The following is a 13,549-nucleotide window of genomic DNA, read 5'->3' as shown; positions in this document are numbered from 1 at the left end:
CCGGACTCTGTCAGCTATCCGACAGTTGTGATGTCCGCCGCGTCCCTGGCCGAGGCCACCGGGATCCGTGTAAGACTCGGAATCAGCACCCACCACGCGCTGGCGGGACTCGGTGAAATTCCGAACCGGCGGTGATCCACGGCACCAGTCGTGGTCAGCCCGCGACCCGGTCGTCGACACGACGCCCGGTGGACCTGGTGAAAATCCAGGGCCGACGGTTGGGCCAGATCGTGCCACCACGGCACGGACCGGCCCAGACAGTCCGGATGGGAGACAGCGCGCGGATACGGACGCCCAGGTGTGGCGTGCCCGAAACGGCACCGCCATGCCCGTGCGGCACCCCGGTGCCGGTCCCACGTGGGCCGGTGACGACCCCGGGGTCGCACCCGCCGCCGCATCGCTGTCGCCGGCACCCCGCCCCGGGGCCCGGCACCTCCCGCCACCCGTCGCGCGTACCCGGCCCGGCTGGCGAGGAGACGACGACGGCGATGGCGACCCTCACCGAAGACGAGGCGATGCGACACGCGATCGCCCTCGCCCTGCGCGGCCTCGGCGCGGTCAGCCCCAACCCGATCGTCGGCTGCGTCCTGCTCGACCCGGCCGGCCACGTCGTCGGCGAAGGCTTCCACGCCTACGCCGGCGGCCCGCACGCCGAGATCGTCGCCCTGGCCCAGGCCGGCGAACGGGCCCGGGGCGGCACCGCCGTGGTCACCCTCGAACCGTGCAACCACGTCGGCCGGACCGGACCCTGCTCCACCGCCCTGGTCGACGCCGGTGTGGCCCGGGTCGTGCTCGCCGTACCCGACCCCAACCCGATCGCCGCCGGCGGCACCGAGACGCTGCGCGCGGCCGGCATCGACGTCGCCGTCGGCCTGCACGCCGACCGCGCCGAGGCCGCCAACATCGCCTGGCTCACCGCGGTACGCCGCCGCCGGCCCTACCTGATCTGGAAGTACGCCGCCACCCTCGACGGTCGCTCCGCCGCCGCCGACGGCACCAGCATGTGGATCACCTCGGAGGTGGCCCGCGCCGACGTCCACGCGCTGCGCGGCACCACCGACGCGATCATCGCCGGGGTCGGCACCGTGCTCGCCGACGACCCCCGGCTCACCGTGCGCCACCCGCGCGACGGCACCCTCGCCATCCGCCAGCCGCTACGGGTCGTCGTCGACAGTCACGGACGTACCCCGGCCGACGCCCGGGTCCGCGACGGCGCCGCCGACACCTGGATCGCCACCGCCGCCGGAGTCGGTACCGACCACCGGGGGCGGGTCGACCTCAGCGCCCTGCTGACCGGCCTCTACGACCGGGGGGTGCGTGGCGCGCTGCTCGAAGGCGGACCGACGCTGGCCGGGGCGTTCCTGCGCGACGGCCTGGTCGACCGGGTCGTCGGCTACCTCGCGCCCAGACTCCTCGGCGCGGGCCCCGCCGCGCTCGGCGACGCCGGTGCGTACACCATCGGCGACGCCCTCGACCTGACCATCGTCGACGTCACCCAGGTCGGCCCCGACCTGCGGATCACCGCCGAACCCCGGCAGAAGAAGGAAGGCTGAGCCGATGTTCACCGGCATCATCGAGGAGCGTGGCGAGGCCGGCACCCTGGACTGGCACGGCGACAGCGGCGTGCTCACGATCCACGGTCCGCTGGTCGCCGCCGACGCCCGCCACGGCGACTCCATCGCCGTCGACGGGGTCTGCCTGACCGTCGTCGCGGTCGACGGCGCACGGTTCACCGTGGACGTCATGAAGGAGACCTTCGACCGCAGCGCGCTGGGCGGGCTGCGCCCCGGCGATCCGGTCAACCTGGAACGCGCGGCCACCCTCGCCACCCGTCTCGGCGGACACCTGGTGCAGGGCCACGTCGACGGCGTCGCCACCATCGTCGAGCGCGTCCCCGGCGACCGGTGGGAGCAGGTGCGGTTCAGCCTCCCCGCCGGCCTTGGCCGCTACCTCGTGGAAAAAGGTTCGATCGCTGTCGACGGCGTCTCGTTGACCGTGATGGAGGTGTCCGACGACGAACCCGCCGTGACGGGCGACGACGCCGGCTGGTTCAGCGTCGGACTGATCCCCACCACCCTGCAACTCACCACACTTGGCCGCAAACCGGTCGGGTCCCTGGTCAACCTGGAGGTCGACGTGATCGCGAAGTACGTGGCGAAGCAACTGCGCCAGCCGGCACCCACCAGCGGGGTCCGCCCGTGACGGCCGCCGAGTTCGGCACCGTCGAACAGGCCCTCGACGACCTGGCCGCCGGCCGGGCGGTGGTCGTGGTCGACGACGCCGACCGGGAGAACGAAGGCGACCTGATCTTCGCCGCCGAACACGCCACCGCCGAACTCGTCGCCTTCATGGTGCGCCACACCTCCGGCTACATCTGCGCGCCGCTGCCCGAAGCCGACTGCGACCGGCTCGAACTGCCGCCGATGTACCACACCAACCAGGACCGGCGCGGCACCGCGTACACAGTGACCGTCGACGCCCGCGAAGGGGTCAGCACCGGCATCTCCGCCGCCGACCGGGCACACACCCTGCGACTGCTCGCCGACCCGGCCACCAGCCCGGCCGACCTGGCCCGCCCCGGCCACATCGTGCCCCTGCGGGCCCGCCCCGGCGGAGTCCTGCACCGGCCCGGCCACACCGAGGCCGCCGTCGACCTGGCCCGCCTCGCCGGACTGCACCCCGCCGGGGTGCTCTGCGAACTGGTCAACGACGACGGCACCATGATGCGCCTGCCCGACCTGGAGAAGTTCTCCGCCGACCACGGGCTCACCCTGATCACCATCGCCGACCTGATCGCCCACCGGCGACGGACCGAGACCCACGTCGAGCGGGTCGCCCAGGTCCGGCTACCGACGGCGTACGGGGTGTTCCGCGCCTACGGCTACCGGGTCGCCCACGACCCCGCCGAGCACCTCGCCCTGGTCCTCGGCGACATCGACGACGGCCGCGACGTGCTGGTCCGGGTGCACTCCGAGTGCCTCACCGGTGACGTGTTCGGCTCGCTGCGCTGCGACTGCGGCCCGCAGCTGGACGCCGCGCTGGGCCGGGTCGCCAGCGAAGGCCGTGGCGTCGTGCTCTACCTGCGCGGCCACGAGGGGCGCGGCATCGGGCTGGCCCACAAACTGCGCGCCTACCAGCTGCAGGACCAGGGCCGTGACACCGTCGACGCCAACCTGGAGCTCGGGCTGCCCGCCGACGCCCGCGACTACGGCACCGGCGCGCAGATCCTGCACGACCTCGGTGTGCGGTCGATCCGGCTGCTCACCAACAACCCGGACAAGCTCTCCGGGCTGGCCGGGTACGGGCTCACCGTCGTCGGCCGGGAACCGCTGACCATCCACCCCCACCCGGAGAACCTGCGCTACCTGCGGACCAAGCGCGACCGGATGGGCCATCTGCTCGACGGGCTCGACCCCGTCGGCGAACTCTCCGGAGGTAGGGCGTAATGGCGGGATTCGGCGAACCAGGTGTCATCCGGGTCGACGCCGCCGGACTACGGGTCGGCGTCGTCGCCGCCCGCTGGCACGCCGACCTGGTCGACGTCATGCTCGGCCGGGCCGTGGCCGCCGCCGAGGCCTGCGGCGTCACCGAGGTACAGGTCGCCCGGGTGGCCGGCTCGGTCGAACTACCGGTGCTCGCCCAGGCGCTGGCCCGTCGCTGTGACGCGGTGGTCGCCCTCGGCGTCGTGGTACGCGGTGCCACCGCGCACTTCGACTACGTGTGCCGGTCGGTCACCGACGGGCTGACCCGGGTGTCGCTGGACGAAGCCACACCGGTCGGCCACGGAGTGCTCACCGTCGAGACCATCGCGCAGGCCCGCGACCGGGCCGGACTGCCCGGCTCGGCCGAGGACAAGGGGTGGGCGTCGATGGTCGCCGTCCTCGACGCCGCGCTCGCGCTCCGCGCGGTGCACGCCGTACCGGCCGGCTGACCGCGACACGACCCGGTCCGCACCCGACAGGCAACCCGGTCCGCACCCGTCACGTTCCCGCCGCTCGCGCGGTAAACCAGATGCGCCGGTGACACGTCGTAGTTGACGTGGCACCCGAACTGGTCACCGGCCTGCACCCGGGGAGGACGATGCTGCGGCAGCGGACACCGACGTCGACGTGGGCGGCGGACGAGGCGGTCACCGCCCTGTTCGCCGCGCACTACCGTCCGCTGGTGCGCCTCGCCACCCTGCTGCTGCGGGAACCGGGCATGGCGGAGGAGATCGTGCAGGACGCCTACGTGGCCCTGCACAGCCGCTGGTGGCGGCTGCGCGACGCGGACAAGGCGGTCGGCTATCTGCGCGTCACCGTGGTCAACCGCTGCCGGTCGGCGATCCGGCACCGACGCGTCGTACAGGCCCACCTCGCCGCCGCCCGGCCCGGCCCGGACGCCCCCAGCGCCGAAGCCGGCGCCCTCGACCAGCTGCGCCACGACGACGTGATCACCGCACTGCGTGCCCTGCCGCCCCGCCAGCGGGAAGCGATCGTCCTGCGCTACTACGCCGACCTGTCCGAGGCGCAGATCGCCGACGCGATGGGGGTCAGCAGGGGAGCGGTCAAGAGCCACACCGCGCGCGGAATCGCCGCGCTGCGCACCAGCCTGGACGGCCTGTGATGGACACCGACGACACCCCTGGCGACGCCCGTACCGGTGATGTGCTGCGGCGGGCGCTGCGCGCCGAAGCCGACCGGGTCGACGTACGACCCGACGCCCTGACCGCGATCCGCGAAAGGGTCGACGCCCGGCAGCGACGCCGCATCCCGGTCGCCCTGGCCGGCACCGCCGCCGCGACCGCCGCCGCCACCCTGGTCGGCGTGGTCGGCTGCCTACCGACGATGCCGCACTCCGACCCGCCACCCGCCGCCAGCAGCAGCGGTCCGGTGACCCCCGGGGTGGGTGCCACCGGCCCGGTCGGCCCCGCGTCGGCCGGCGACGCCCCGGCCGTCGGCGCACCCGGAGACGACCCGACCGCCAGCGACCAGGCCGGCGACCCGGTGGCGACGCTGCCGGTCTACTACGTCGGCGGGGCCGACGGCCAGCTGCGGCTCTACCGCGAGTATCACCGGTTCACCGCCACCGGCGCCGGCACCCTGGGCGAACTGCGCGCCGCGCTCGGCGAAATGCTCACCGGTGCCCGGCTGCGCGACCCCGACTACCGCACCCTCTGGCCGGTCGGCGCCGAGCTGACCAGCGTCTGGACCCAATACGACATCGTCGGGGTGAACATCAGTGGCGCCGACGTCGCCAACCTCGACGCCGCCGGGGCCGCCGCCGCCGTACAGCAGCTCGTCTGGACCGTGGCCGGCGTCGTCGGCGGCGACCCCCGGATCCGGCTGCTGCTCGACGGCGAACCGGTGCCCCGGCTGTGGGGTCACGTCGACACCCGCGACGAGATCACCAAGGGGGCCGCGCTGGACACCCTGGCCATGCTCTGGCTGATCGACCCGCAGCACGGCGACACCGTCGGGCGGACCTTCACCGTGCACCTCGCCGGCAGCGTCCACGAGGCCACCGCCCAGCTGCGGGTCCGCCAGGGTGAAAAGATCGTCCACCAGCGGTACGTCACCCTCGACGCGGGCGCGCCCGGCCGGGGCGAGGGCTTCGCCGAGCTGACCCTGCCGCCGGGCGACTACACCATCGAGGCGTACGAGGAGTCGATGGTCGAGGGCGAAGGCGAACGGCACCTCGTCGACGCGGCGGTCACCGTACGCTGACGTCACCTGGCGACCCGCCCGACCGCCGTACCGTGATCAGCAGATGGACCGGTGCGGACCCGGTGCCGACCCGCCCGTCACCGGGCTGCCACAATCGGGCACCGTGAAGACGTTCGAGGAGCTGTTCGCCGAGCTGCAGGCCAAGGCGGCGGCCGGGACCCCCGGCTCGTCGACGGTCGCCGCGCTGGAGCGCGGGGTGCACGCCATCGGCAAGAAGGTCGTCGAAGAGGCCGCCGAGGCGTGGATGGCCGCCGAGCACGAGAGCCCGGACCGGGCCGCCGAGGAGATCTCCCAGCTGCTCTACCAGGCGCAGGTGCTGATGCTGGCCACCGGACTGGAACTCAAGGACGTCTACCGACATCTCTGACCCGCCCTTGCGACCGTGAACCGTCGATCGATCAGGAGCGAGACCGAGATGCTGCGCATCGCCGTACCGAACAAAGGCACCCTTTCCGGACCGGCCGCCGACATGCTGCGCGAGGCCGGCTACCGCCAGCGCACCGACCCCAAGGACCTCGTCTGCCGCGACGAGGCCAACGACGTCGAGTTCTTCTACCTGCGGCCCCGTGACATCGCCACCTACGTCGGCACCGGTGAACTGGAGCTCGGCATCACTGGCCGGGACCTGCTGATCGACTCGGCCAGCCCGGCCGAGGAACTGCTCGACCTCGACTTCGGCGGGGCGACGTTCCGGTTCGCAGCCCGACCCGAGACCCTGACCCGGGTGCCCGAGGAGATCGCCGGGCGGCGCATCGCCACCGCCTACCCCGGGGTGGTCGAACGCTACCTGGGCGAACACGGCCTGAAGGCCGACGTGATCCGGCTCGACGGCGCGGTGGAGAACGCCATCCGGCTCGGCGTCGCCGACGTCATCGCCGACGTGGTGGAGACCGGTGCGACGCTGCGCCAGGCCGGCCTGGTCACCGTCGGCGACCCGATCCTGCGCTCCTCGGCGGTGCTGGTGCACCCGGCCGGCACCGCCACCACCGGGCAGGCCGACCAGCTGATCCGCCGCCTGCAGGGGGTCCTGGTGGCCCGCCGGTACGTGATGCTCGCCTACGACGTGCGCGCCGACCTGCTGGAACAGGCCAGCGCGTTGACCCCGGGCATCGAGTCGCCGACCATCTCGCCGCTGCACCGGGAAGGCTGGGTGGCGGTGCAGGCGATGGTCCGCCGCGCCGAGGTGCACCGGATCATGGACGAGCTGTACGAGGTCGGCGCCCGCGCCATCCTGGTCACCTCCATCCACGCCTGCCGCCTGTAACAGCCGAGCCGCTCCCCGCTGAGCGCGGTCGGTCGGCGTCGACCGACGACGGGCCGCCGGCTGGCCACGGTCGGGTGACCGGCCGCGCCGATCCTGCCGGTGAATGCCGGTTCCAGTGGTGGATTCCCCGTTGTTCCGGGAAGGTTACGACAACCGGTTCGACAGGAGGTTCACCATGGCTCTGCTCGACACGACTATGTGGCACGGTGCCGTCTACAGCGACGGCTGGACCGAGGCGGCCGGGGGCACCATGGCCGTGACCTCCCCGGCCACCCGGCAGGAGATCGGCCGCGTCGGCGTCGGCAACGCCGACGACGTGGCGCGGGCCTGTGCCCGGGCCGCCGCCGCGCAGCGGGACTGGGCGGGTGCCCGCTACCTCGACCGGGCGGCGGTGCTGCGCCGCGCCGGGGCGCTGTTCGAGCAGTACGCCGACGAGATCGGCGACTGGCTGATCCGGGAGGCCGGCTCGGTCCCGCCGAAAGCGGCGGTCGAGACCACCACCGCCGCCCAGGAGTGCTACGAGGCGGCGGCGCTCGCCTCGCAGCCGCTCGGCGAGATCCTGCCGACCGGGCAGCCCCGGCTCAGCCTGGCCCGCCGGCTACCGGTCGGGGTCGTCGGGGTCATCGCGCCGTTCAACTTTCCGTTGATCCTGTCCATCCGGTCGATCGCGCCGGCCCTGGCGTTGGGCAACGCGGTGGTCTTCAAACCCGACCCGCGTACGGCGGTCTGCGGTGGGGTGTCGATCGCCCGGGTGTTCCAGGAGGCGGGTCTGCCCGACGGGCTGCTGCACGTGCTGCCCGGCGGCGCCGACGTCGGTGAGGCGATCGTCGCCGACCCCCGGGTCCGGGTGATCAGCTTCACCGGCTCCACCGCCGCCGGCCGCAAGGTCGGTGAGGCGGCCGCCCGTCACCTCAAGCGGGCCCACCTGGAGCTGGGCGGCAACTCGGCGCTCATCGTGCTCGACGACGCCGACCTGGACCTCGCGGTCTCCGCCGGCGCCTGGGGGTCGTTCCTGCACCAGGGGCAGATCTGCATGGCCACCGGCCGGCACCTGGTGCACGAGCGGATCGCCGACCGCTACGTCGAGCAGTTGGCGGCCAAGGCCGATCACCTGCCGGTCGGCGACCCGGCGAAGGAGCAGGTTGCGCTCGGCCCGATCATCGACGAACACCAGCGGGACAAGATCCATTCACTGGTCACGGCCAGCGTCGACGCCGGTGCCCGGCTGGCCGCCGGGGGAACCTACGACGAACTGTTCTACCGGCCGACGGTGCTCGCCGACGTCACCCCGGCCACCCCGGCGTTCGCCCAGGAGGTGTTCGGCCCGGTCGCGCCGGTGGCGACCTTCGCCGACCTCGACCAGGCCGTCGCCCTGGCCAGTGACACCGAGTACGGCCTGTCGCTGGGCATCCTCAGCCGGGACGTGATGGCGGCGATGGCGTTGGCCGACCGGATTCCCAGCGGCATCGTGCACATCAACGACCAGACGGTGGACGACGAGGCGGTCGCGCCCTTCGGCGGGGTGGGCGCCTCCGGCACCGGCAGCCGGTTCGGTGGGCCGGCGGCGAACATCGAGGCGTTCACCGAAACGCAGTGGCTCACCATGCAGGGCACCATCAGCCGGTTCCCGTTCTGAGCGCCCGGTGAGCCGCCCGAGGGGCACCGGGCACCACCCGGTGCGGGAGCTGTCGCTCCAGGACACCACCGGCATTCTCCGGCAACCCTGGGTCCGGCCGGACCGGACCAGCGCCGGCCTCGGCTGGTCCGACCTGTACGTGTCGACCCAGCGGGAGCAGCCGTACCGGGCGGAGTTCGATCCCGCCCCGAGCCACCTGCTGATCCTGCACCGCGACGGGCCGGTCCGGGTGCGCCGCGGTCACCTCGGGTTGACCTCGTCGTGCACGGTGGCACCCGGCGGGTTCTTCGTCCACCCCGCCGGCAAGGACCTCACCGTCGAACTGGGCGGCCCGCTGGACACGGTGCATGTCTACCTGCGCGACGAGGCGCTGCAGGCCGCGCACGACGGCGCCCCGGTCGAGCTGACCGAGCAGCTCGGCGTCGTCGACCCGCTGCTGCGGCAACTGGTGCTGACCCTGGACGAGACGATGCGCACCTGGGAACCGGCCGCGCGTACCTATCTGGACCAGGTGGTGACGCTGCTCGCCGGGCAGCTGGCCCGCCGGCACAGCGTGCGGCGGGCTCGTGACGAACCGGCGGCCCGGCGCCAGACCGGGCTCGGCGACCGGCAGTTCGCCCGGGTCCGCGCGCTGCTGGCCGACCGGCTCGCCGAGCCGGTCCCGCTGGCGCAGATGGCGGCGGTGGCCGGGCTCAGCGTCAGCCAGTTCTCCCGGCAGTTCAAGGCCCGCACCGGGGTGGCGCCGCACCAGTACCTGCTGAACCTGCGGGTCGAGGCGGCCTGTCGGCTGTTGCGTGACCCGACCCTGCCGATCGCCACGGTCGCGTTGCGGTGCGGGTTCTCCCACCAGGAGCATCTGACCCGGGTGATGCGGGCGCGCCTGCAGACGACACCGGCCGCGCTGCGGCGCGGTTCCTGACCAGCGCGCCGGCCGGTACGGCAGCAGGAACGTGCCGATACGGCAGCAGAAACGTGCAGGAAATGCTTCGGTGACGCGGCCGATACTCGTCTGACCCGTCCGACCGGGACGGCAGCGGATCGGAGTCTTCGGTGACGTCGTTCGTGCACACCGGCACCGCCAACCGTGTCGTGTTCGGCGCCGGCAGCATCACGCAGCTGCCGGCCGAGGTCGACCGGCTCGGCCGGGGCCGGGTGCTCACCGTCGCCGGCACCGGTCGGCCCGCGCTCGCGGCGTCCGTCGCCGACCTGCTCGGGCCGCTGCACGCCGGCCACTTCGACCGGGTCGCCATGCACACCCCGGTCGACGTGACCGAATCGGCGTTGCGCCTGCTGCGCGACACCGGTGCCGACTGCGTGGTCAGCCTCGGCGGCGGCTCGGCCACCGGGCTCGGCAAGGCACTGTCGGTGCGGACCGGTCTGCCGCAGATCGCCGTCGCGACCACGTACGCCGGGTCGGAGGTGACCCCGGTGCTCGGCGAGACCGACACCACCGGCAAGGTCACCCGTACCGATGCGCGGATCCTGCCGGAGACCGTCATCTACGACGTCGACCTGACCGTCGGGCTGCCGGTGCCGTTGACCGTGACCAGCGGCGTGAACGCGATCGCGCACGCCGTCGAGGCGCTCTACGCGCCGAGCGCCAACCCGATGGCCGACGCCATCGCCGTCGAGTCGATCACCCGGCTGGCCGCCGCCCTGCCGCGGATCGTGGCCGACCCCGCCGACCGGCAGGCCCGCACCGACGCGCTGCTCGGTGCCTGGCTGGCCGGTGTCTGCCTGGGCGCGGTGGGCATGGGTCTGCACCACCGGCTGTGTCACCTGCTCGGCGGGTCGTACGGGCTGGCCCACGCGCCGACGCACACCGTCGTCCTGCCGTACGCGATGGCGTACAACGCGGCCGCCGCGCCACAGGCGATGCGCCGGGTCGCGGCGGCACTGGGCCGGCCCGACGCGCCGAGCGGCATGTACGACCTGATCGCGTCGCTGGGCGGCCCGACGTCGCTGCGTGAACTCGGGCTGGACGTCGACGACCTGCCGTCGGTCGCGCGGGCCGCCACCGACCGGCCGTACCCGAACCCCCGGGAGGTCACCGAGGCCGGTGTCGGGCAGCTGCTGCGCGACGCCTGGGCCGGCGCCCGCCCGGCCGGGCCGCCCGACGTCGGCTGGCTCACCGATGAGGTGGTGGCGAGTTTCGCGGCCGCGCCGGATGCCCGGGTCGGCCGGCTCGCCGCCGACCTGGTCCGGCACCTGCACCACTTCGTCGCCAGCAACGAGGTGACCCAGGACGAGTGGCAGTACGCGATCGACTTCCTCACCCGTACCGGGCAGCTCTGCGACGACCGCCGCCAGGAGTTCGTGCTGCTGTCGGACGCGCTGGGTGTGTCCAGCGTGGTGGACCTGCTGGCGAACTCCCGGACCCCGCAGACCACCCCGTCGGCCGTGCTCGGCCCGTTCTACCTGCCCGGCCCGCCCGCCGAGGCGCTCGGCGCGGACATCGCCGCCGGCCTGCCCGGCGTCCCGCTCTGGGCCGACGTGCGGATCGTCGACCTGACCGGGGCGCCGGTGGGCGGTGCCGTGGTCGACGTCTGGCAGTCCAACGAGGACGGATTCTACGACGTACAGCTGCCGGAGCTCGCCGGTCCGGTGCTGCGCGCCCGGTTCCACGCCGACCCCGACGGCCGGGTGTACTTCTGGTCGATCCTGCCGTCGGCGTACCCGATCCCGGACGACGGTCCGGTCGGGCAGCTGCTCGCCGGCACCGGCCGGCACCCGTACCGGGCTCCGCACCTGCATTTCATGATCAGCGCGCCGGGCCACCGCCGGCTGGTCACCCAGCTCTTCGTTGCCGGCGGCGCCTACCTGAACTCCGACGCGGTCTTCGGGGTCAAGCAGGACCTCGTCGTCGAGTTCCCGCCCGGTGCCGGCACGCCGCCGCACGGGCGGGCGGTGACCGACTGGCGCACCGTCACGTACACGTTCCGCATCGCCCCCACCACCTGACCCCCAGGGAGACCACCGTGACGACCTCCGCCGACCGTGGCCCCGTGACGACCTCACGCGACAGCGGCCCCGTCGAGACCGACGTGCTGATCGTCGGCTCCGGCCCGGCCGGTGGCGCGGCGGCGCTGCTGCTGAGCACGTACGGCGTGCCGAACATCGTGGTGACCAAGTACGGCCGGCTGGCCGACACGCCCCGGGCGCACATCACCAACCAGCGCACCATGGAGGTGCTGCGCGACGTCGGGATCGAGCAGCAGGTGGTCGCCCAGGCGACCCCGCAGCGGCTGATGGGGCAGACCCCGTTCTGCACCAGTCTGGCCGGGGAGGAGTTCGGTCGGCTGCACACCTGGTACACCCACCCGGCGCGGCAGGCCGACCACGACCTCGCCTCCCCGACGGCGATCTGCGACATGCCGCAGCATCTGATGGAGCCGGTGCTGGTCGACGCGGCGGTCGCCCGGGGCACCCGGCTGCGCTACGACACCGAGTACCTGTCGCTCGTCCAGGACGCCGACGGGGTGACCGCGACCGTCCGCGACCGGCTGCGCGGCGACGAGTACCAGATCCGCGCCCGGTACCTCATCGGTGCCGACGGCGGGCGCAGCCGGGTCGCCGAGGACATCGGGCTGCCGATGGTCGGCCGGATGGGCGTCGCCGGCAGCATCAACATCGTCTTCGAGGCGGATCTGAGCCGGTACGTGGCGCACCGGCCGAGCACGCTCTACTGGGTGCTGCAGACCGGTGCCGACGTCGGCGGCATCGGCATGGGCCTGGTGCGCTGCGTGCGGCCGTGGAACGAATGGCTGATCGTGTGGGGCTACGACATCGACGGCCCGCCGCCGGACCTGACCGAGGAGTACGCGCGGCAGGTGGCGTACCGGCTGATCGGCGACGAGTCGATCCCGCTGCGGATCACCTCGTCGTCGGCCTGGACGGTCAACCACCTGTACGCCGAGCGCTACCACAGCGGGCGGGTCTTCTGCGCCGGCGACGCCGTGCACCGGCATCCGCCGTCGAACGGGCTGGGCAGCAACACCTCCATCCAGGACGCGTACAACCTGGCCTGGAAGTTGAAGCTGGTGCTCTCCGGCGCGGCCGACCCACGGCTGCTGGAGTCGTACTCGGCCGAACGCGCGCCGGTCGGGCGGCAGATCGTCGACCGGGCGAACCGCAGCATCGGCGAGACCGGACGGATCTTCCAGGCGCTGGGGCTGCTGTCGACCGAGGACCCCGAGCAGATGCGGGCGAACATGGCGGCCCGGACCCGGGCCGGTGCGGCGTTCGAGACACAGCGGCGGGAGCTGCGCGAGGCGATCGCGGTCAAGGACTACGAGTTCAACACGCACGGGGTGGAGCTGGACCAGCGGTACGTCTCCGGTGCGGTGCTGTCCGACGGTACGCCGCCGCCGGTGAACCCACGCGACGCCGAGTTGTACCACCATCCCACCACCTGGCCGGGTGCCAAGGTGCCGCACGCCTGGCTGGGCCGGGGCACCGAGGCCGTGTCCACCCTGGATCTGGGCGGCCGGGGTCGGTTCGCCGTGCTGACCGGGGTGGGTGGACGGCCGTGGCTGGCCGCCGCCACCGCGCTCGCCGCCGACCTGGGCGTCGACGTCGTCGGTCACCTGATCGGCCCCGGTGGCGACTACGAGGACCGCTACGGTGACTGGGCGCGGCTGCGCGAGGTCGAGGACACCGGATGTGTGCTGCTGCGTCCGGACAACTACGTGGGCTGGCGCTGCGTACGGCTGCCTGCGGATCCGCGCCAGGCGCTCGGCGCGGCGCTGCGACACGTTCTCTCAGTCGACAGTTGACTCCGGGCTCTCAGGCGGCAGCTGACTCCGGGCCGGTCACGGGGGTTGACGGTGCCCGACGGTGGTGCAACCATCTGCACCACTGTTTGCGCAAACATTGCCGGCGTGTTGCGGTAACGCGTTCGGTGGCCATCGGTGGTGTCCCGGGGGAGATCCCCCTCCGCCACCA

The 13,549-nt window shown here is 73.2% G+C and carries 12 protein-coding genes and 1 riboswitch; all 12 genes read left to right on the top strand.

All coding sequences use genetic code 11. From position 1 onward, the window contains the following. The first annotated feature begins 94 nt into the window (after positions 1-94). Positions 95-282, top strand: a riboswitch (FMN riboswitch). Positions 283-488: 206 nt separating this feature from the next. Further along, positions 489-1,553, top strand: coding sequence for a bifunctional diaminohydroxyphosphoribosylaminopyrimidine deaminase/5-amino-6-(5-phosphoribosylamino)uracil reductase RibD (ribD, locus tag O7608_RS22505; protein WP_289206488.1), 1,065 nt, complete (start codon positions 489-491; stop codon positions 1,551-1,553). A gap of 4 nt (positions 1,554-1,557) precedes the next feature. Next, positions 1,558-2,202: a riboflavin synthase gene (locus O7608_RS22500; protein ID WP_289206487.1), complete on the top strand. Its 645-nt coding sequence runs from the start codon at positions 1,558-1,560 to the stop codon at positions 2,200-2,202. After that, positions 2,199-3,446 (top strand): bifunctional 3,4-dihydroxy-2-butanone-4-phosphate synthase/GTP cyclohydrolase II, encoded by a 1,248-nt coding sequence (locus O7608_RS22495; protein ID WP_289206486.1) that lies wholly within the window; start codon positions 2,199-2,201, stop codon positions 3,444-3,446. Before O7608_RS22500 ends, O7608_RS22495 begins: the two co-directional genes overlap by 4 nt. Then, positions 3,446-3,931: a 6,7-dimethyl-8-ribityllumazine synthase gene (gene ribH, locus O7608_RS22490; RefSeq protein ID WP_289206485.1), complete on the top strand. Its 486-nt coding sequence runs from the start codon at positions 3,446-3,448 to the stop codon at positions 3,929-3,931. Before O7608_RS22495 ends, ribH begins: the two co-directional genes overlap by 1 nt. 107 nt (positions 3,932-4,038) lie before the next feature. Further along, a complete protein-coding gene (locus O7608_RS22485; protein ID WP_282227669.1) occupies positions 4,039-4,605 on the top strand; it encodes a SigE family RNA polymerase sigma factor in 567 nt (188 codons plus the stop codon). After that, a complete protein-coding gene (locus O7608_RS22480) occupies positions 4,605-5,705 on the top strand; it encodes a GerMN domain-containing protein (protein WP_289206484.1) in 1,101 nt (366 codons plus the stop codon). The genes O7608_RS22485 and O7608_RS22480 overlap by 1 nt, the downstream gene beginning before the upstream one ends. A gap of 103 nt (positions 5,706-5,808) precedes the next feature. Continuing rightward, on the top strand, positions 5,809-6,072 hold the full coding sequence (locus O7608_RS22475; protein WP_282227667.1) for a phosphoribosyl-ATP diphosphatase: 264 nt from the start codon (positions 5,809-5,811) through the stop codon (positions 6,070-6,072). A 48-nt stretch (positions 6,073-6,120) separates the two neighbouring features. Continuing rightward, complete coding sequence (gene hisG / locus O7608_RS22470) at positions 6,121-6,969, top strand: ATP phosphoribosyltransferase (protein WP_289206483.1); 849 nt, start codon at positions 6,121-6,123, stop codon at positions 6,967-6,969. A gap of 175 nt (positions 6,970-7,144) precedes the next feature. Next, complete coding sequence (locus tag O7608_RS22465) at positions 7,145-8,605, top strand: benzaldehyde dehydrogenase (protein WP_289206482.1); 1,461 nt, start codon at positions 7,145-7,147, stop codon at positions 8,603-8,605. A gap of 7 nt (positions 8,606-8,612) precedes the next feature. Further along, positions 8,613-9,524, top strand: a complete 912-nt coding sequence (locus O7608_RS22460) for a helix-turn-helix domain-containing protein (RefSeq protein WP_289206481.1) — start codon at positions 8,613-8,615, stop codon at positions 9,522-9,524. A gap of 131 nt (positions 9,525-9,655) precedes the next feature. Then, positions 9,656-11,566, top strand: coding sequence for a maleylacetate reductase and hydroxyquinol 1,2-dioxygenase domain-containing protein (locus O7608_RS22455; protein ID WP_289206480.1), 1,911 nt, complete (start codon positions 9,656-9,658; stop codon positions 11,564-11,566). Between the two features lie 44 nt (positions 11,567-11,610). Beyond that, a complete protein-coding gene (locus tag O7608_RS22450; RefSeq protein WP_289206479.1) occupies positions 11,611-13,380 on the top strand; it encodes an FAD-dependent oxidoreductase in 1,770 nt (589 codons plus the stop codon). Positions 13,381-13,549 lie beyond the last annotated feature (169 nt).

The sequence above is a fragment of the Solwaraspora sp. WMMA2056 genome (assembly GCF_030345095.1).
Taxonomy (GTDB): Bacteria; Actinomycetota; Actinomycetes; order Mycobacteriales; family Micromonosporaceae; genus Micromonospora_E.
Note: the sequence above shows the minus strand (reverse complement) of the source record. Positions and strands in the feature narration are given on the sequence as shown.

What these genes read in the sequence shown, in the direction of transcription:
- O7608_RS22465 (WP_289206482.1), top strand. Translation starts at nt 7,145, where the DNA reads ATGGCTCTGCTCGACACGACTATGTGGCACGGTGCCGTCTACAGCGAC.
- ribH (WP_289206485.1), top strand. Translation starts at nt 3,446, where the DNA reads ATGGCGGGATTCGGCGAACCAGGTGTCATCCGGGTCGACGCCGCCGGA.
- ribD (WP_289206488.1), top strand. Translation starts at nt 489, where the DNA reads ATGGCGACCCTCACCGAAGACGAGGCGATGCGACACGCGATCGCCCTC.
- O7608_RS22480 (WP_289206484.1), top strand. Translation starts at nt 4,605, where the DNA reads ATGGACACCGACGACACCCCTGGCGACGCCCGTACCGGTGATGTGCTG.
- hisG (WP_289206483.1), top strand. Translation starts at nt 6,121, where the DNA reads ATGCTGCGCATCGCCGTACCGAACAAAGGCACCCTTTCCGGACCGGCC.
- O7608_RS22500 (WP_289206487.1), top strand. Translation starts at nt 1,558, where the DNA reads ATGTTCACCGGCATCATCGAGGAGCGTGGCGAGGCCGGCACCCTGGAC.